Origin of the sequence: Pseudomonas sp. B20(2017), assembly GCF_002113125.1 — a bacterium.
GTDB lineage: Bacteria > Pseudomonadota > Gammaproteobacteria > Pseudomonadales > Pseudomonadaceae > Aquipseudomonas.
This window is the reverse complement of record NZ_NEJP01000004.1, coordinates 324666-342729: the sequence shown is the minus strand read 5'-3', so window position 1 is coordinate 342729 and position 18064 is coordinate 324666. Positions and strand designations below refer to the sequence as shown.

At 61.8% G+C, this 18064-nt stretch carries 15 protein-coding genes; 5 read left to right on the top strand and 10 right to left on the bottom strand.

What is annotated here, in order from left to right:
- The 7 genes from aroB to CAF63_RS08510 all read right to left on the bottom strand — a co-directional run bounded on the left by aroB (position 1) and on the right by CAF63_RS08510 (position 6641).
- Positions 1-1101 (bottom strand): 3-dehydroquinate synthase, encoded by a 1101-nt coding sequence (aroB, locus tag CAF63_RS08540; RefSeq protein WP_011332082.1) that lies wholly within the window; start codon positions 1099-1101, stop codon positions 1-3.
- Between the two features lie 152 nt (positions 1102-1253).
- Positions 1254-1772 (bottom strand): shikimate kinase AroK, encoded by a 519-nt coding sequence (gene aroK / locus CAF63_RS08535; RefSeq protein WP_085683979.1) that lies wholly within the window; start codon positions 1770-1772, stop codon positions 1254-1256.
- A gap of 4 nt (positions 1773-1776) precedes the next feature.
- Positions 1777-3855 carry a type IV pilus secretin PilQ gene (pilQ, locus tag CAF63_RS08530; protein ID WP_085683980.1) on the bottom strand — a complete coding sequence of 693 codons (2079 nt, stop codon included), beginning with the start codon at positions 3853-3855 and terminating at the stop codon, positions 1777-1779.
- 14 nt (positions 3856-3869) lie between these two features.
- On the bottom strand, positions 3870-4394 hold the full coding sequence (locus CAF63_RS08525) for a pilus assembly protein PilP (protein WP_085683981.1): 525 nt from the start codon (positions 4392-4394) through the stop codon (positions 3870-3872).
- Positions 4391-5014 carry a type 4a pilus biogenesis protein PilO gene (gene pilO, locus CAF63_RS08520; RefSeq protein ID WP_085683982.1) on the bottom strand — a complete coding sequence of 208 codons (624 nt, stop codon included), beginning with the start codon at positions 5012-5014 and terminating at the stop codon, positions 4391-4393. The genes CAF63_RS08525 and pilO overlap by 4 nt, the downstream gene beginning before the upstream one ends.
- On the bottom strand, positions 5011-5577 hold the full coding sequence (locus tag CAF63_RS08515; protein WP_085683983.1) for a PilN domain-containing protein: 567 nt from the start codon (positions 5575-5577) through the stop codon (positions 5011-5013). Before CAF63_RS08515 ends, pilO begins: the two co-directional genes overlap by 4 nt.
- Positions 5577-6641: a pilus assembly protein PilM gene (locus CAF63_RS08510; protein ID WP_085683984.1), complete on the bottom strand. Its 1065-nt coding sequence runs from the start codon at positions 6639-6641 to the stop codon at positions 5577-5579. The genes CAF63_RS08515 and CAF63_RS08510 overlap by 1 nt, the downstream gene beginning before the upstream one ends.
- Positions 6642-6860: 219 nt before the next feature.
- Here CAF63_RS08510 and CAF63_RS08505 point away from each other — a divergent pair, with 219 nt between their 5' ends.
- Positions 6861-9305: a penicillin-binding protein 1A gene (locus tag CAF63_RS08505; RefSeq protein WP_371807398.1), complete on the top strand. Its 2445-nt coding sequence runs from the start codon at positions 6861-6863 to the stop codon at positions 9303-9305.
- Between the two features lie 264 nt (positions 9306-9569).
- Here the strand turns inward: CAF63_RS08505 and CAF63_RS08500 are convergent, their stop codons facing one another.
- The 3 genes from CAF63_RS08500 to rpmE all read right to left on the bottom strand — a co-directional run bounded on the left by CAF63_RS08500 (position 9570) and on the right by rpmE (position 12065).
- Positions 9570-10838: a malic enzyme-like NAD(P)-binding protein gene (locus tag CAF63_RS08500; RefSeq protein WP_007952395.1), complete on the bottom strand. Its 1269-nt coding sequence runs from the start codon at positions 10836-10838 to the stop codon at positions 9570-9572.
- A gap of 184 nt (positions 10839-11022) precedes the next feature.
- Entirely contained in the window at positions 11023-11805 is a 783-nt protein-coding gene (locus CAF63_RS08495; RefSeq protein WP_085683986.1) for a thermonuclease family protein, read from the bottom strand.
- A 41-nt stretch (positions 11806-11846) separates the two neighbouring features.
- Positions 11847-12065, bottom strand: coding sequence for a 50S ribosomal protein L31 (rpmE, locus tag CAF63_RS08490; RefSeq protein ID WP_007952398.1), 219 nt, complete (start codon positions 12063-12065; stop codon positions 11847-11849).
- Between the two features lie 286 nt (positions 12066-12351).
- Between rpmE and CAF63_RS08485 the strand changes: the two genes are divergently transcribed.
- The 4 genes from CAF63_RS08485 (at position 12352) to hslV (ending at position 18031) form a co-directional block, all read left to right on the top strand.
- Positions 12352-14571: a primosomal protein N' gene (locus CAF63_RS08485; RefSeq protein ID WP_085683987.1), complete on the top strand. Its 2220-nt coding sequence runs from the start codon at positions 12352-12354 to the stop codon at positions 14569-14571.
- A gap of 210 nt (positions 14572-14781) precedes the next feature.
- Positions 14782-16518, top strand: a complete 1737-nt coding sequence (gene argS / locus CAF63_RS08480; protein ID WP_085683988.1) for an arginine--tRNA ligase — start codon at positions 14782-14784, stop codon at positions 16516-16518.
- Position 16519: 1 nt separating this feature from the next.
- Positions 16520-17236 carry an SPOR domain-containing protein gene (locus CAF63_RS08475; RefSeq protein ID WP_039772438.1) on the top strand — a complete coding sequence of 239 codons (717 nt, stop codon included), beginning with the start codon at positions 16520-16522 and terminating at the stop codon, positions 17234-17236.
- A gap of 258 nt (positions 17237-17494) precedes the next feature.
- A complete protein-coding gene (hslV, locus tag CAF63_RS08465; protein ID WP_085683990.1) occupies positions 17495-18031 on the top strand; it encodes an ATP-dependent protease subunit HslV in 537 nt (178 codons plus the stop codon).
- Positions 18032-18064: the final 33 nt, after the last annotated feature.

Genomic DNA, 18064 nt, shown 5'->3' with positions numbered 1-18064 from the left:
TTAACCTTTAAGCTGAGCCAGAGCGCGATAATCCGCTCCCAGCGTGGCCTGTAGAACCTCTTTCGGATAATCGTCGGTCACCACCGCTTCGCCCATCCGGCGCAGCAGCACCAGGCGCAAGCGACCGTCGATCACTTTTTTGTCAATTGCCATGTGTTCAAGAAAATCGGCTTCGGTCATCTCTTCCGGCGGGATCACCGGCAGACCGGCACGCTGGAACAGGCGGATGCCGCGATCACGCTCCTGCTCGCTGATCCAGCCGAGGCGCGCGGACATTTCCAGTGCCATCACGGTGCCAGCTGCGACCGCTTCGCCATGCAACCAGACACCATAGCCCATGTGGGTTTCGATGGCGTGGCCAAAGGTGTGGCCGAGATTGAGGGTGGCCCGTACGCCGGTTTCTTTTTCGTCGGCGCCGACTACCGCCGCCTTGGCAGCGCAGGAACGCTCGATGGCATAGGTCAGGGCCGTTTGATCCAGTGCACGCAGGGCGTCGACGTTGTCTTCGAGCCAGGTCAGAAACGGTTCGTCGCAGATCAGGCCGTACTTGATGACTTCCGCCAGGCCGGCCGACAGCTCGCGCGCTGGCAGGGTTTTCAGGGACGCGGTATCGATCAGCACCACGTTCGGCTGATAGAACGCGCCGACCATGTTCTTGCCCAGCGGATGATTGATACCGGTCTTGCCGCCCACCGACGAATCGACCTGGGACAGCAACGTGGTAGGAATCTGGATGAAATCGACGCCGCGCTGGTAGCAGGCGGCTGCAAAACCGGCCATGTCGCCGATCACACCGCCACCGAGGGCGATCACCGTGGTGCGACGATCATGACGGGCAGTCAGCAGGCCGTCGAAGATCAGTTGCAGGGTTTCCCAGTTCTTGAAGGCTTCGCCGTCGGGCAGCACCACGGAAACCACCGAGAACTGCGCCAGGCTGCGGGTCAGACGTTCAAGATAGAGCGGCGCAACGGTCTCGTTGGAGATGATTGCCACTTGCCGCCCGTGGATATGCGGGGCCAGCAGCTCAGGCTGGTCCAGTAATCCTTCGCCAATGTGAATCGGGTAGCTGCGCTCGCCTAGGTCGACCTTGAGTGTCTGCATGTGTCCCCACAGTGAAGATGGAAGCAGGCGTCCTGCCCTGAATTATTGGTTGTCTGCGGCCTATAGCGGGTATGACGCCGCTCGCACGCCATCCGCCACAACCTCGGCGGGCTGTGACAGGACGCCGAGGATAGCGCATTTCGAGCGATGCTTTAACGGGGCGGAAGCTGCACCAGGCGGTCGAGAATATCGAGCACGACCATGCGCGGTGGCCGCTCGTCGGTTTCCACCACCAGATCGGCGATTTCCCGATAGAGCGGATCGCGGATCGCCAGCAGATCGCGCAAGGTTTTCTCCGGGTTGGCGGTGCGCAGCAACGGCCGGTTGCGGTCGCGAGAAGTGCGGCCAACCTGCTGCTCGACGGAGGCGTGCAGATACACCACCCGCCCGCCCTCATGCAGGGCCTTGCGGTTGGCATCGCGCATCACTGCGCCGCCGCCGGTCGCCAGCACCACGCCGTCGAACGCGCACAGCTCGGCGATCATCGCCTGCTCACGGTCACGAAAGCCGGGCTCGCCTTCCTTGTCGAAGATCCACGGGATATTGGCGCCCGTACGCAGTTCAATTTCCTTGTCGGAATCCTTGAACGGCAGGCGCAGCTCTTTGGCCAGTAATCGGCCGATGGTGCTTTTTCCAGCCCCCATCGGTCCTACAAGAATCAAATTTCGCACAGAATCAACGACTCACAGCAATCGCCTGGTTATTCATGATACGCGGAGTGAGAAATACCAGCAGCTCGGATTTTTTCTCCGAAACCACATCACGCCGGAAAAGGCGGCCAAGATACGGCACATCGCCAAGAAATGGCACCTTATCTACAACCTTGCTTTGAGTATTTGAGAAAACGCCCCCGATCACGATGGTCTCGCCGTCGTTCACCAGCACCTTGGCATTGACCTCGTTCTTCTTGATCGGCGGTACATCCTGCACTTTGTTCAGGTAGTCCGGTTCGTCCTTGGTGACCTTCACCTCCATGATGATGCGGTTGTCCGGGGTGATCTGCGGCGTCACTTCCAGCGACAGCGACGCCTCCTTGAAGGACACCGACGTAGCACCGCTGGAGCTGGCTTCCTGATACGGAATCTCGGTGCCCTTGAGGATCTTCGCGGTTTCCTTGTCGGACGTAACGACCTTGGGCTGCGAGACGATTTCGCCGTTGCCGGTCTTCTCCATCGCGGTCAGCTCAAGGTCGAGCAAGACGTTGTCGGTGATGAACGCGATGCCGATCCCGGAGGTGTTGTTGACCGTGCCCATGTCGACGAACGGCGAGTTGGTGCTGGTGCTGCCCGGCGTGCCAATGGTGGTCGACGAACCGTTGCTGACCCCGGAAGTGTTCCAGTTGCCCTTGTTCTGAATCGAACCGCCCCAGCGCACGCCCAGGCTCTTGTCGTAATCGACGTTGGCCTCGACGATCCGCGCCTCGATCATCACCTGACGCACCGGGATATCCAGCTGCGCCACGATCCGACGCAACTCGTCGAGGCGATCCTGGGTCTGGTAGGCAATGATGTTGTTGGTCCGCTCATCGACGGTGATCGAACCCCGTTCGTCGACCTTGGCCTCGGCACTGGTGACCGATTGGAACAGCTTGGCGATGTCCGCAGCCTTGGCGTAATTGACTTGCAGCAGCTCGCGGCGCAACGGCGCCAGTTCGGCGATCTGTTTCTGCGACTCCAGTTCCTGCCGTTCCCGCGCTGCAATCTCATCTGCCGGCGCCACCAGTAACACGTTGCCGACCTTGCGCTTGTCCAGGCCTTTGGTCTTGAGCACCAGATCCAGCGCCTGATCCCACGGCACGTTCTGCAGGCGTAAGGTAATGCCGCCCTGCACCGTATCGCTGGCCACCAGATTGAGGTTGGTGAAATCGGCGATCAATTGCAGCACCGAACGCACATCGATGTCCTGAAAGTTGAGCGAGAGCTTTTCGCCGTTGTAACTGTTGCGGTCGGCGTTGCGCTTTTGCAGGTCATCGATGGTCAATGGGCGGATGCTGACGGTCAGCTTGTTGTCGGTCTGGTAAGTGGAATACTCGAACGTACCGCTGGGTTCGACGGTGATCGTCGCCCGATCACCGCTGACACCGGCATTGACGAACTGCACCGGGGTTGCGAAATCCTTGACGTCGAGGCGCACCCGCAGCGGTTCTGGCAATTGGGTACGGGCGAAATTGAGGATGATCTTGCCGTCGTGCTCCTGAATGTCCGGGGCGATAGCCGGGTCGGACAAGTCGATGACCACATTGCCCTCACCTGCCGTACCACGCTCGAAATCCACGCCACGAATGGCTCTGGCAGTCGGCGTAAACGTGCGGACTGGCGCGGCCACAGGTGCTGCGCGCGGTGCACGCGCGGCCGTACGCGGGGCAGCGGCTTTGCTGCCCTGCCCGACCACCACAAACACCGTATTGCCTTCGACCCGGGTGTCGTACGGCGCCAGTTGCGTCAGGCTGATGATCAGCCGCGTCCGGTTATTGGCCTCGACCACCGTGGCCGTGCGGGCATTGCCACTGCCCAGATCGCGAGTCTTGCTCGCCAGCTGATTGGCAACACCCGGCAGATCGAGGGCGATCCGTGCCGGCGAGTCGGTGGTGTAGCCCTTGGGCTGCGGAGGCGGGCCGTCGAACGACAGCTTCAACTCGACCCGGTCGCCCGGCAGTGCCGCGACGTCCAGCGCCTTCAGATTGGCTGCCTGTACCATCGGCGAAAGCAGCGCTATCCATAGCGAGAAACCGAGGGTGGAGAAAATCCTGTTCATTGTTCGACTTCCACTTATGAATGCTCTTTCAAAGGAATGGTGCGCGGCCGCTCAAGCCAGGCGCCCTGGCCATCGGGAACGATCTCCACCACTTCGACCTGTGAAGCGCTGATGGCGACGATGCGCCCGTCGTTGCGCCCCAGATAGTCGCCGACCTTGAGCCGATGGACCCCGCCCGCGCCTCGCAGCAGAGCGAAGGAACCGGAGGCGTTGGCAATCGTGCCGACCATTTCGAACTGCTCGATGTTGAAACCTTCGAGGTATTGCTTGACCCGGTTGGGATCGGGTTTCACGTCGCGCGAGCCATGTTTCTGTCCGGCCAGATCGACCCGCAGCTGACGCGAAAACGGACTGCGCAGGTTGGCGGCGCTGTAGGTGAACGTCGGGTAGGAGCGGAAGGTTGGGGTCGGCTCGATCTTGCCCGGTGGACGCAGGCGCACTTCATTCATGTAGGCGTCGAGGTCACTGAAGTCACCGTCACCACAGCCACCGAGCATCAATAACAATGCCGACAAGGCGATAAAACGGATAGGGCTCATTTTTGCAGCCCCTTGTCGTTGTAGCGGTAGGTCTTGGCGAGAATACTCATGCGCAGCTTCGGCCCGCCTTCGGGATTGGCTGGCGCCAACTCGAAATCGTGCAGAGTGACGATCCGAGGCAACCCGGCTACGCCACTGACGAAAGTCGCAAGGTCGTGATAGGCACCGGTCACGGTGATCTGGATGGGCAGCTCGATGTAAAACTGCTGGGTGACCTCCGGCAGCAGTTTGATCTCTTCGAATTCAAGACCGCTGCCCAGCCCGGTGCGCGTGATGTCTTCCAGCAACCCCGGCACTTCGGTATCACTGGGCAATTGCCGCAACAACACACCGAACGAGTTTTCCATCTCTTTCATCTGCTGGGTGTACGGCTCCAGATTGGCCGCCATGCGCGCCTTGCTCGCGAACTGCTCCTTGAGGGTGATTTCCTCCTCACGTTTGAGTTCGAGCTGGTTCTCCAGGTCACTGATGAAAAAGTTATAGCCAAGCGCCAGGACCAGCACCATCAACAGCCCGCCGGCCAGGGTTTTGACCACTGGCGGCCAGGAACCGATGTTGCTGGTGTCGAGGTCGTTGAAATCGACATTGCGCAGGCTGTCCAGCCACTCGGACGGCTTCATTGGTCGTCCTCCTCGATCCGGGGTCGAGTCTGGCGAACGGTCAGCTGGAAAACGTTGGCCTGATCCACCTGGCCAGCGGTGGTGGCTTTCACTTCATTGAGGTTGGGCGCATCGAACCAGTCGGAGGCATCAAGGTTGCGCATCAGGTCGGACACCCGATTGTTCGACTCCGCCGCGCCGCTGATCGACAGGGTCTTGCCGACCATTTTCACGTCGGTGAAATACACCCCGTCAGGCAAGGTGCGCGCCAGCTGATCGAAGATCCGCCCGCTGATCTGCCGGTTGCCCTGCAAGTCCTGGATGATGCGCATGCGCTCTACCAGTTGCTGGCGATGGGCCTTGAGGTCGCTGATCTGCTTGATCCTCTCGTCGACCACGGCGATCTGCTTGCCGATGTAGTCATTGCGCGCAACCTGCCGAGCAATGGCGCCGCTGATGATCTGGTCCGCGATCAGTACCGCCCCCACCGAACCGACCACCACGCCGGTCAAGGCCAGCAGGAAGCGTTTGCGTCGCTCTTCGCGGCGCTCCTCGCGCCAGGGTAAAAGGTTGATCCGCGCCATCAGTCGAAACTCCTGAGCGCGAGCCCGCAGGCAATCATCAGGGCCGGCGCATCGCTCGCCAGGGCCCCGGCGTTGACCGTGCTGCTCAAGGCCATGTCGGAAAACGGGTTGGCCACCTGAGTCGGGGTGTTCAGGCGTTCTTCGATCAGCCGGTCGAGCCCGGGCACCGACGCCGTACCACCGGCCAACAGAATGTGGTCGACGGCGTTGTACTGGCCGGAGGCGAAAAAGAACTGCAAGGAGCGCGACACCTGCTGCACCAGCGCCTCGCGAAACGGTTGCAGCACCTCGCTGACGTAATCGTCCGGGAGGCCGCCCTGCTTCTTGGCGAGCCCCGCCTGCTCAAGGGTCAGGCCATAGCGGCGCTGGATTTCCTCGGTCAGTTGACGACCGCCAAAGAGCTGTTCACGGGTGTAGATGATTCGGCCATTGTGCAAAACGCTGAGCGTGGTCATGGTTGCGCCGATGTCGACCACGGCGACAGTCAGGCGCTCCTGTGAAGCCGCCAGATGAGTAGCCAGCAGCCCGAACGAACGCTCCAGCGCATAAGCTTCGACATCGACAACCCGCGCCGTGAGCCCGGCAAGGGCGAGCGCGGCCTCCCGGACTTCGACGTTTTCTTTGCGACAAGCGGCGAGCAGCACGTTGACCCGCTCGGGGTTGCGCGGCGAAACGCCCTGGACTTCGAAGTCGATGGCGACCTCGTCCAGCGGATAGGGAATGTATTGATCGGCCTCGATCTTGAGCTGGTTTTCCAGCTCATCATCGGACAGCCCGGCGTCCATTTCGATGACCTTGGTGATCACCGCCGACCCGGCCACCGCCACCGCAACGGTTTTCAACCCGGTGCGCGCCTTGACCAGCACCCGGGACAACGCCTGGCCAACGCCCTCGAGTTCGGCGATGTTTTTTTCGACCACCGCATTCGTCGGCAACGGCTCGACTGCATACGCCTCGACCCGGTAGCGCTCCCCCTGACGGCTCAGCTCCAGCAGTTTCACCGAAGTGGAACTGATGTCGATCCCCAGTAACGTATTGGCCTTTTTATTGAAGAGTCCTAGCACTACCAATTCCCTATGACTATCCGTGAGTTACGGACTCTGTAATGCGCATTGCGTTCCCTCGCCCCGTCTTGACAGAAGCGCAAATGACGCCCTCGGCGGAAAAGTGCTTATAATGCCCAGCGATTTTTTCCGCTTTTTACTGCCAGCGCGGTCCGTTCTGTGTGTTTCCGGAACCCTGTCGCCAAATTCATTCTTTGCCCTGGATGTCCAAAAGCCTTGATTCGTCTGCTGAAATTTTTCGGTTGGTCCATCGTCGCCGTTTTCTGCGGACTGCTTTTAGGTCTCAGCGGCGCGTTTCTTTACCTTAGTCCGGGTTTGCCATCTGTGGAGGCGCTGAGAAGCATTCAGTTGCAGATTCCGCTCCGGGTGTACAGCAGCGACAACAAGTTGATCGCAGAATTTGGCGAAATGCGCCGCACACCGATCCGTTTCGCCGACATTCCCCCCAATTTCATCAATGCGTTACTAAGTGCTGAAGACGACAACTTCGCCAATCACTATGGCGTCGACCCGAGCAGCCTGATGCGCGCCGCGACCCAACTGGTCAAGAGCGGGCACATCCAGTCCGGCGGCAGCACCATCACCATGCAGGTGGCGAAGAACTTCTTCCTGACCAGCGAACGCAGCTTCTCGCGCAAGACCACTGAAATCCTTCTGGCCCTGCAGATCGAGCGGCAGCTGACCAAGGACGAGATCCTTGAGCTGTACGTGAACAAGATCTATCTGGGCAACCGCGCCTACGGCATCGAGGCGGCGGCGCAGGTGTATTACGGCAAGTCGATCCGCGAAGTCAGCCTGGCGCAGATGGCGATGATCGCCGGCCTGCCGAAAGCCCCGTCGCGCTTCAACCCGCTGGCCAACCCGGCGCGCAGCAAGGAGCGTCGCGACTGGATCCTCGGCCGCATGTACAAGCTCGGCAAGATCACCGAGGCCGACTACACCGCCGCGATCAACGAGCCGCTGAACGCCAGCTACCACGTGCCGACCCCGGAAGTGAACGCGCCGTACATCGCCGAAATGGCCCGCGCGGAAATGGTCGGTCGCTATGGTAGCGACGCGTACACCGAAGGTTTCCGCGTCACCACCACGGTGCCGAGCAACCTCCAGGAAATGGCCAACACCGCGCTGCACGAAGGCCTGATGACCTACGACCAGCGTCACGGCTACCGTGGCCCCGAATCGCGCCTGCCGGGCAAGACCCGTGAAGCCTGGGCCACCGAGCTGACCAAGCAACGCACCATCAGCAGCCTCGAGCCGGCCATCGTCACTCAGGTCGACAAGAACGGCCTGCAAGTGCTGACCCGCACCGGCGAAGAGCATGTGGCGTGGGACACCATGAAATGGGCCCGCCCATTCCTCAATACCAACAGCATGGGTGCCGCGCCGCGTCAGCCGTCGGATGTGGCACAGATCGGCGACCTGATTCGCGTGCAGCGCCAGCCGAACAATTCGCTGAAGTTCAGCCAGATTCCGCAGGCGCAAGGCGCGCTGGTGTCACTGGATCCGCAGAACGGCGCGATCCGTTCGCTGGTCGGTGGTTTCGCCTTCGAGCAGAGCAACTACAACCGCGCGATGCAGGCCAAGCGTCAGCCGGGCTCGAGCTTCAAGCCGTTCGTCTACAGCGCCGCGCTGGATAACGGCTACACCGCCGCCAGTCTGGTCAACGACGCGCCGATCGTCTTTGTCGACGAGTACCTGGACAAGGTCTGGCGTCCGAAGAACGACACCAACACCTTCCTCGGCCCGATCCGTCTGCGCGAAGCACTCTACAAGTCGCGCAACCTGGTTTCGATCCGCCTGCTGCAAGCGATGGGCGTAGGCAAGACCATCGACTACATCACCCGCTTCGGCTTCAACAAACAGGACCTGCCGCCAAACCTGTCTCTGGCACTGGGCACCGCGACCCTGACGCCAATGGAAATCGCCACCGGCTGGAGCACCTTCGCCAACGGCGGCTACAAGATCACCCCGTACATCATCGACAAGATCGAAAGCCGCAATGGCGACACGCTGTTCGTCGCCAACCCGCCGACCGTACCGCAGGGCGGCGCAGCCACCGATGGCATCGCAGCTCCGGCCACTGAATCGTTCACTGTCAATGCAGCGCCGGTTCCGGGTGAAGCGACGGGCAGCGCCGCTGTGCCGCAAGCACCGGCAGTCGCCGAGCGCATCGTCGATGGCCGTACCACCTACATCCTCAACAGCATGCTGCAGGACGTGATCAAGCTCGGCACCGGCCGTCGCGCACTGGCTATGGGCCGTAGCGACATTGCCGGCAAGACCGGCACGACCAACGAATCCAAGGATGCGTGGTTCTCCGGTTACAACGCCGATTACGTGACCACCGTGTGGACCGGTTTCGACCAGCCGGAAAGCCTCGGTCGCCGAGAGTTCGGCGGTACCGTTGCACTGCCGATCTGGATGAACTACATGAGCGCAGCGCTCAAGGACAAGCCGCCGCATGTCCAGCCAGAGCCGGAAGGCATCCTCAGCCTGCGGGTGGACCCGGTCAGCGGTCGTGCCGCATCGCCGAGCACACCGGGCGCCTACTTCGAACTGTTCAAGGCTGAGGACACGCCACCGTCGGTCAACGAGATCGGCAATGGCACCGTGCCGGGCAGTCCGCTGCCGGCGGATGAACAGGCGCCGATCGATTTGTTCTGACCCTGATCCGCCAAAAAGCCCCGACTTCGTGAGAAGTGCGGGGCTTTATTATTGCCTGTTCATTTTGTGTTGTCTGGGCCGGCCTCTTCGCGGGCAAGCCCGCTCCCACAGTTTTTTTTGGCGTTCACAAATGGAGCGTACACCCGGTTACTGTGGGAGCGGGCTTGCCCGCGAAGAGGCCCTTGAGATCACCCCAAAATCAACAGGCAATAAAAAGCCCCGACTCTCACGAGCCGGGGCCTTCGGTTGAAGCGTTACAACGACTTAGCCGTTGAACACGTCATCCACGCTTTTCAGCGGGTAGTTCTTCGGATACGGCAGGGTCGCCACACCGGTCTCGATCGCGGCCTTGGCCACGGCGTCGGAGATCACGGTGATCAGGCGCTTGTCCATTGGCTTCGGAATGATGTACTCGCGACCGAATTCCAGGGAGATACCGCCGTAGGCGTCGCAAACTTCCTGCGGAACAGGCAGCTTGGCCAGTTCGCGCAGGGCGTTGGCGGCAGCGATCTTCATTTCTTCGTTGATGCGCTTGGCACGAACGTCCAGGGCACCACGGAAGATGAACGGGAAGCCCAGTACGTTGTTGACCTGGTTCGGGTAGTCCGAACGGCCGGTGGCCATGATCACGTCGTTACGGGTGGCGTGAGCCAGTTCCGGGGAGATTTCCGGATCCGGGTTGGAGCAGGCGAAGACGATCGGGTTGGCCGCCATGCGCTTGAGTTGCTCGGCGCTCAGCAGGTTCGGGCCCGACAGGCCGACGAATACGTCAGCGCCTTCGATGGCGTCGTCCAGGGTGCGCTTCTCGGTAGGGTGAGCGAACACAGCCTTGTACTGGTTCAGGTCGTCACGGCCAGCGTGGATCACGCCAGTACGGTCAACCATGAAGATGTTCTCGACCTTGGCGCCCATGCTCACCAGCAATTTCATGCAGGAGATGGCGGCTGCGCCAGCGCCCAGGCAGACGATCTTGGCGTCGGCCAGGGTTTTGCCAGCGATTTCCAGGGCGTTGATCATGCCCGCAGCGGTCACGATCGCGGTGCCGTGCTGGTCATCGTGGAAGACCGGAATGTCGCACTGCTCGATCAGAGCGCGTTCGATCTCAAAGCACTCAGGCGCCTTGATGTCTTCCAGGTTGATGCCACCGAAGGTGATGGAAATGCGTTTTACGGTGTCGATGAAGGCTTGCGGGCTTTCGGAGTCGACTTCGATGTCGAAGACGTCGATGCCGGCGAAGCGCTTGAACAGCACGCCTTTACCTTCCATGACTGGCTTGGAAGCCAGTGGGCCGAGGTTACCCAGACCCAGAATCGCGGTGCCATCGGAAATGACTGCAACCAGGTTGCCCTTGCCGGTGTACTTGTAGGCCAGTTCAGGATCGCGGGCGATCTCGCGCACTGGTTCAGCTACGCCGGGGCTGTAGGCCAGCGACAGGTCGCGGGCGGTAGCAGTGGCCTTGGTGAGCTCGACACTCAGCTTTCCTGGACGAGGATTGGCATGATATTCGAGAGCGGCAGTTTTCAGATCAGACATTTTGGCATTCCGCTTTTTACTGTTGGACAGACTGGTCAGCGAGGATACGCGCCTCGCAAAGTCCCCACAAGACTGCCCGGTCACCCCTGTCAAGCGCCCTGCCCTACGACTTTGGGCCAAGAGCCACGGCGCACAAGGGCTAGACTGTTCACAATCGACAGAAAAAATGTCTACAACTTTTTATTCAACGGGACGGCTGGAGCATCGAAGGATCGGTAAGCGGCAACAGCCAGCGTGCCTGACCTGATTTCAGTCCGCCGCGCCGGGAACGGTCGACCACCCAGCCACGGGCCTCGATCTGCTTGCCTTTCAACGCCTGTAGAGAGGCGCCGTCGAAGCGATCCAGCAGATTGGGTGCAACGCGCAGTACAAGCTTGTCCTGCAACTCGATCCAGATTCCGCCGCGATTGCGTTGAACCTTGCTCACACGACCGCTGACCAGCGCGAAACCCGAGCGCTCGATCTGCTCCGCTTTCAATACAGGCGAGCGCTTCCACAGGCCAAGCCCGGCCTGTCGCGCGCGGCGTTCGGCGGCTTGCTGACAATCGACCAGATCGACATTTGGCGCCACTGCGACCTGGAAACCGAGGCCATCAGCGAGCATCTGCGCTTCCAGATTCCCACCCTTGGCACTGAAAACGTGAGCAAGGGTGCGGCCGTAATGGTCTTTGGACTGGGCGCCGAGTTGCAGGCCAACCCGTCCGTCGCTCTCGGCGACCAGAGCTTCAAGGCGCTTGCGCGCAGCCACCGCAAACGGCTCGTCGCTGCGGCCCTGCTTGCCGAGCTCGGGCGTATTGAGGCCGATCATCCGCACATTGCGACCGTCGCTCAGGCGCAGGGTGTCGCCGTCAACCACCCGCTGCACCGTCGCGCTGTCCAGCCCGGACGGCGCCGGGCAGAAGGCCTGGGCGGCGGAGAGCCAAATCGCGGACACAAAAAAGGCGCCCGCAAGGGACGCCTTTTTCATCAGACCGGAAAAGCCGCTGAGGTTTTCCAGAATGAAGGGCCTTAGGCCTTTTTCGCGCCGAAAGCACCGAAACGGTCGGCGAACTTCTGAACGCGACCACCGGTGTCCAGAGTCTTCTGCTTACCGGTGTAGAACGGGTGGCACTCGTTGCAAACGTCGATCGCCAGGGCTTTGCCGAAGGTCGAACGGGTTTCGAACTTGTTGCCGCAGCTGCAAGTTACTGCAACTTCTGGGTAATTCGGGTGGATATCGGCTTTCATGGTGTTTTCCTCAGCTGGCGTGCCGCCATCCAACACGATTGTTGAATACCGCACGTAATTAGGCCGCGGATTCTACCAGACAATCCCGATCACGCAAGCTGTCACTGAGACCGACCGTCTGCTAGGCTCCCGGCCCATTGTGCGATCCCTGTGGGAGCGAGCTTGCTCGCGAAGGCGATCTATCAGCAACATATCAGCCGCCTGACGCACCGTTTTCGCGAGCAAGCTCGCTCCCACAGATTGAATACCAATCCCTTTTTTATCGTTGCTATCGAGAATCCCCCGCGTGCCCGACGCCATTCTGCGCCTCGCCCTGCCTTCGCCCCTGCGCCGCCTGTTCGACTATCGGGCCCCGGCCGGCGTGCTGCGTTCGCAGTTGCAACCGGGCATGCGCCTGCGGGTGCCGTTCGGCCGACGGGAGATGATCGGGATTCTGGTGGAAGTCACTGACACCAGTGAAGTGCCGGTGGAGAAGCTCAAACCGGCGCTGGCGCTGCTCGATGCCACCGCACCGCTGCCGCCGGCGCTGTTCAAACTGTGCCTGTGGACGGCCCAGTATTATCAGCACAGCCTCGGCGACACCCTGAGCTGGGCGTTGCCGGTGCTGTTGCGCCAGGGCGAACTGGCCGAGGCCCGGCAGGAACGCTTCTGGTCCGCAGCCCCCGGCGCCAGCCTCGATGACCCGCGCATCGCCCGCGCCCCACGCCAGCGCGAAGCCCTGGCGACGCTGGCCCAGCATCCCCACGGCGTCGCCCATCAGTTGTTGAGCAAACTGATGCTGAGCAAGGACAGCCTCGATCTGCTGCTGGCCAAGGACCTGGTGCAAGTCGAAGTGCGCCGCCACGCCCCCGGCGCGCGCCATGAACACTGGCTGGCCCAGCCCGAGCTGCCGCTCAACAGCGAACAGCGCGCTGCCTACGAGGCGATCCGCGCCGGGTTCGACAGTTATCACGCGTTCCTGCTGGCCGGGGTCACCGGCAGTGGCAAAACCGAAGTCTATTTGCAGTTGATCCGCGAAACCCTCGAGGCCGGCAAGCAGGCGCTGGTGCTGATCCCGGAGATCAACCTCGGCCCGCAGACCCTCGCCCGTTTCGAAAAACGCTTCAACGCCCGGATCGCCCTGCTGCACTCGGCGGTCAACGACCGTGATCGTCTGGACGCGTGGCTCGCCGCCCGTGACGGCGAGGCCGACATTATTATCGGCACCCGCTCGGCGCTGTTCACCCCAATGAAGAATCCGGGGCTGATCATCATCGACGAAGAACACGACGGCTCCTATAAACAGCAGGAAGGCCTGCGCTACCACGCGCGGGATCTGGCGCTGGTGCGCGCGCGGCAGGAAAACATCCCGATCGTGCTCGGCTCCGCGACGCCATCCCTGGAAAGTCTGCACAACGCCTACACCGGTCGCTACGGACTCCTACGCCTGAACGAGCGGGCGGGTGGTGCCAAGCAGCCGCGTTTCCTGCGCCTGGATGTGAAAAGTCGTCCACTGGACAGCGGCATTTCCGGGCCGATGCAGCAAGCCATCGGCCAGACCCTCGCCGCCGGCCAGCAGGTATTGGTGTTCCTCAACCGCCGGGGTTTTGCCCCTACCCTGCTGTGCCACGACTGCGGCTGGATGTCCGAATGCCAGCGCTGCGATGCGCGAATGACCGTGCACCAGCGCTACGGCGAATTGCGCTGCCACCACTGCGGTTATGTGGAACGCGTGCCGCGCCAATGCCCGAAGTGCAACAAGGTCGATCTGCGGCCCGTGGGCGCCGGCACCGAGCGGGCCGAAGAACGGCTGGCAATTCTGTTCCCGGACTATCCTGTGCTGCGCGTCGACCGAGACAGCACGTCGCGCAAAGACGCGATGAATCAGTTGTTCGCCACGATCCAAAAAGGCCAGCCGTGCATTCTGGTCGGCACCCAGATGTTGGCCAAGGGGCACCACTTCCCTCGAGTGACGCTGGTGTCGATCCTCGATGCCGACGGCGGGCTGTTCTCCGGCGACTTCCGCGCCAGCGAGCGCATGGCGCAACTGATCGTGCAGGTTGCCGGTCGCGCCGGGCGGGCGGAAGAACCGGGCAAGGTGATCATCCAGACGCATCTGGCCGACCATCCTTTATTGGTGCAACTGACCGAGCAGGGTTACTTCGCCTTCGCCGAGCAGGCCCTGAGCGAACGCCGCGCCGCCGGCCTGCCGCCATTTGCACATCTGGCACTGTTGCGCGCCGAAGCGCACAAGCCGGGGCAGGCCGAAGGTTTTCTTGATGAAGCGTGCAGCGAGGCCGAGCGTTTGCTGGCCGAACAGAACCTGAGCGGAATCGAGTTGCTGGGGCCCGTGCCGGCACCGATGGAACGCCGCGCCGGGCGCTTCCGCGCGCAGCTACTGTTGCAGGCCACGGCCCGGGCGCCCCTGCACCGATTGCTGGCGAGCTGGTTGCTGGTGCTGGAGCAGATGCCAAGCGGCCGGGCGGTGCGCTGGTCGCTGGATGTCGATCCCGTCGATTTGTATTGATCTGACGCTCACCTTCGCGAGCAAGCTCGCTCCCACAGGGAAATGTATTCCAGGGTGGGGGCGAGCCTGCTCGCGAAAGCAGTCTATTTGTCACCACACATCCACATCCTGCCTGCTAAGGTTGGCAAGCCCGTCTTCGCAACGGATAATGCCCAGTTTTTCCACCCGCGCATCGATGCGCCGCCGCGCTTGCGGTCGAAAGAGAAGACCATGAAAGACACCATTCGCCAGCTGATCCAACAAGCCCTCACCCAACTCGTCAACGAAGGTGTGTTGCCTGAAGGCCTGACGCCGGCGATCCAGGTGGAAAACGCCCGGGACAAGACCCACGGCGACTTCGCCAGCAACATCGCGATGATGCTGGCCAAGCCTGCGGGCATGAAGCCACGCGATCTGGCGGAGAAAATCATCGCCGCGCTGCCGGCTGACGAAAACGTCACCAAAGCCGAAATCGCCGGCCCAGGCTTCATCAACTTCTTCCAGAACACCCAAGCACTGGCCTCGCGCCTTGACGCTGCACTGGCTGACGATCACGTTGGCGTGCGCAAGGCCGGCCCGGCGCAACGCACCGTGGTCGACCTGTCGGCACCGAACCTGGCCAAAGAGATGCACGTCGGCCACCTGCGCTCGACCATCATCGGCGACGGCGTGGCGCGAGTACTCGAATTCCTCGGCGACACCGTGATCCGTCAGAACCACGTCGGCGACTGGGGCACCCAGTTCGGCATGCTGATGGCGTACCTGCAGGAAAACCCGATCACCAGCGACGAGCTGTCGGACCTGGAAAACTTCTACCGCGCCGCCAAGCAGCGCTTCGACGAATCCCCGGAATTCGCCGACCGCGCCCGTGGCCTGGTGGTCAAGCTGCAGGCCGGCGATGCCGAATGCCTGGCGCTGTGGACCAAGTTCAAGGACATCTCGCTGTCGCACTGCCAGAAGATCTACGAACTGCTCAACGTCAAACTGACCATGGCCGACGTGATGGGCGAAAGCGCTTACAACGACGACCTGATCAATGTGGTCAACGACCTGAAAGCCGCCGGCATGCTGGTTGAAAGCAACGGCGCCCAGTGCGTGTTCCTCGACGAATTCAAGAACGCCGAAGGCGAGCCGCTGCCGGTGATCATCGTCAAGGCCGACGGCGGTTACCTGTACGCCACCACCGACCTGGCGGCCGTGCGCTACCGCAGCGGCAAGCTGAAGGCCGACCGTGCGCTGTACTTCGTCGACCAGCGTCAGGCCCTGCACTTCCAGCAAGTGTTCGCCGTGGCGCGCAAGGCCGGTTTCGTGACCCATCCGATGGAAATGGAGCACATGGGCTTCGGCACCATGAACGGCGCCGACGGCCGTCCGTTCAAGACCCGTGATGGCGGCACCGTAAAGCTGATCGACCTGCTGACCGAAGCGCAGGAACGTGCCTACAGCCTGGTGAAGGAAAAGAACCCGACACTGGCCGAAGACGAACTGCGCGCCATCGCCAAAGTGGTCGGCATCGGCGCGGTGAAATACGCCGACCTGTCGAAGCACCGCACCAGCGACTACAGCTTCAACTTCGACCTGATGCTCAATTTCGAAGGCAACACCGCGCCATATCTGCTGTACGCCTACACTCGCGTGGCCGGTGTGTTCCGCAAACTGGGCAAGGACTTCAGCGAAGTCGACGGCCAGATCGTTCTCGAAGCGGCGCACGAACAGGAACTGGCGGCCAAACTGGCGCAGTTCGGTGAAGTACTGAACAACGTTGCGGAAAAGGGCACGCCACACACCCTCTGCACCTACCTGTACGACGTTGCCGGTCTGTTCTCCAGCTTCTACGAGAACTGCCCGATCCTCGCCGCCGACACCCCGGCACAAATGCAAAGCCGTCTGCGCCTTGCCGCGCTGACCGGCCGTACCCTCAAGCAAGGCCTGGAACTGCTCGGCCTGGAAACCCTGGAGCGCATGTAAGTTGGCTGCCAAGAAAAAACCTGCACCCAAGCGTGGCGCCAGCCGTTACCAAGCTCCAGCGAAGCAGCCGATTCCGGGCTGGCTGTGGATGGCCATCGGCCTGACGGTCGGCGCGTTCATCGTGTTTCTGATGAAACTGGAGCCGGGCAAGGGCAGCGACACGGTCAAGCGCGAGAAGGTCGAGCAACAGCAGCAACAGAAAGCCTCCAAGATCGCCGAGGCTAACAAGACCCCGCCGAGCCCGACGCAACCGGTGAAGCCGAAGTACGACTTCTACACCCTGCTGCCGGAATCGGAAGTGATCGTGCCGCCTGATGCCGTGCCGGAGAAAACCCTGCCGACGCCACAGGTGCCGGCGATCCCGACCACGCCGGTGACCCCGGCGGAAGCGGCGAAGATCGACACCGCACGGGCACAGGCTGCACTGGCCGGGATCACCCCCCCGCCAGCGCCACCGGTGACCAAGGCTGCACCAGTGACCAAGTTCTTCCTGCAGGCCGGCTCGTTCCGCAAGGAGACGGATGCCGACAAGGTGCGCGCGCAGATCATTCTGCTCGGCCAAGCGGTGGCGGTTGAGTCCGGGACGGTCAAGGATGAAACCTGGTATCGCGTACTGGTCGGCCCGTTCAGCAACCGCGAACAGTTGACCACCGCACAGAAACAACTGGCGGGCGCGGGCTTCAGCAACCTGTTGTTACAACAACGCCAGAGCCGCTGATACCTCCCCACCGATCGTTCCCGCGCTCCGCGTGGGAATGCATCCCGGGACGCTCCGCGTCCCTTGCCGCGGGGACGCGGAGCGTCCATTGAGGCATTCCCACGCGGAGCGTGGGAACGATCATGTAGCTCTGCGTGGGAGCGATCACTTGCAAACCACCGCTCGTCCCCTCTCCCACCCCGCAGTTGAAATCCTCTCCACCACCCCCATATGAATGGGCATAAGGCATTTTCGCCCCGCAGTGTGGAGACTCTTCCCTTGACCACCATCGTTTCAGTCCGCCGCCACGGCAAAGTCGTCATGGGCGGCGACGGCCAGGTTTCTCTCGGCAACACCGTGATGAAAGGCAACGCGAAGAAAGTTCGTCGCCTGTACCACGGCCAGGTCATCGCCGGTTTCGCCGGTGCCACCGCCGACGCCTTTACCCTGTTCGAACGTTTCGAAGGCCAGCTCGAGAAACATCAGGGCCACCTGATCCGCGCCGCCGTCGAACTCGCCAAAGAGTGGCGCACCGACCGTTCCCTGAGCCGCCTCGAAGCGATGCTCGCGGTCGCCAACAAGGACGCCTCCCTGATCATCACCGGCAACGGTGACGTGGTCGAACCCGAAGACGGCCTGATCGCCATGGGTTCCGGTGGCGCCTATGCGCAAGCCGCCGCCAGCGCCCTGCTGAAGAAGACCGACCTGTCGGCCCGCGAAATCGTCGAGACCGCTCTCGGCATCGCCGGCGACATCTGTGTATTCACCAACCACACCCAGACCATTGAGGAGCAGGATCTCGCTGACCAAGCCTGACGCGGCCCTGTGCCACGGCTTGTTTTTGCTTGA

Coding starts and splice junctions, on each gene's coding strand:
- aroB (WP_011332082.1), bottom strand. CDS start 1,101: ATGCAGACACTCAAGGTCGACCTAGGCGAGCGCAGCTACCCGATTCAC.
- argS (WP_085683988.1), top strand. CDS start 14,782: ATGAAAGACACCATTCGCCAGCTGATCCAACAAGCCCTCACCCAACTC.
- CAF63_RS08495 (WP_085683986.1), bottom strand. CDS start 11,805: ATGAAAAAGGCGTCCCTTGCGGGCGCCTTTTTTGTGTCCGCGATTTGG.
- CAF63_RS08525 (WP_085683981.1), bottom strand. CDS start 4,394: ATGAGCCCTATCCGTTTTATCGCCTTGTCGGCATTGTTATTGATGCTC.
- pilQ (WP_085683980.1), bottom strand. CDS start 3,855: ATGAACAGGATTTTCTCCACCCTCGGTTTCTCGCTATGGATAGCGCTG.
- CAF63_RS08500 (WP_007952395.1), bottom strand. CDS start 10,838: ATGTCTGATCTGAAAACTGCCGCTCTCGAATATCATGCCAATCCTCGT.
- CAF63_RS08515 (WP_085683983.1), bottom strand. CDS start 5,577: ATGGCGCGGATCAACCTTTTACCCTGGCGCGAGGAGCGCCGCGAAGAG.
- rpmE (WP_007952398.1), bottom strand. CDS start 12,065: ATGAAAGCCGATATCCACCCGAATTACCCAGAAGTTGCAGTAACTTGC.
- pilO (WP_085683982.1), bottom strand. CDS start 5,014: ATGAAGCCGTCCGAGTGGCTGGACAGCCTGCGCAATGTCGATTTCAAC.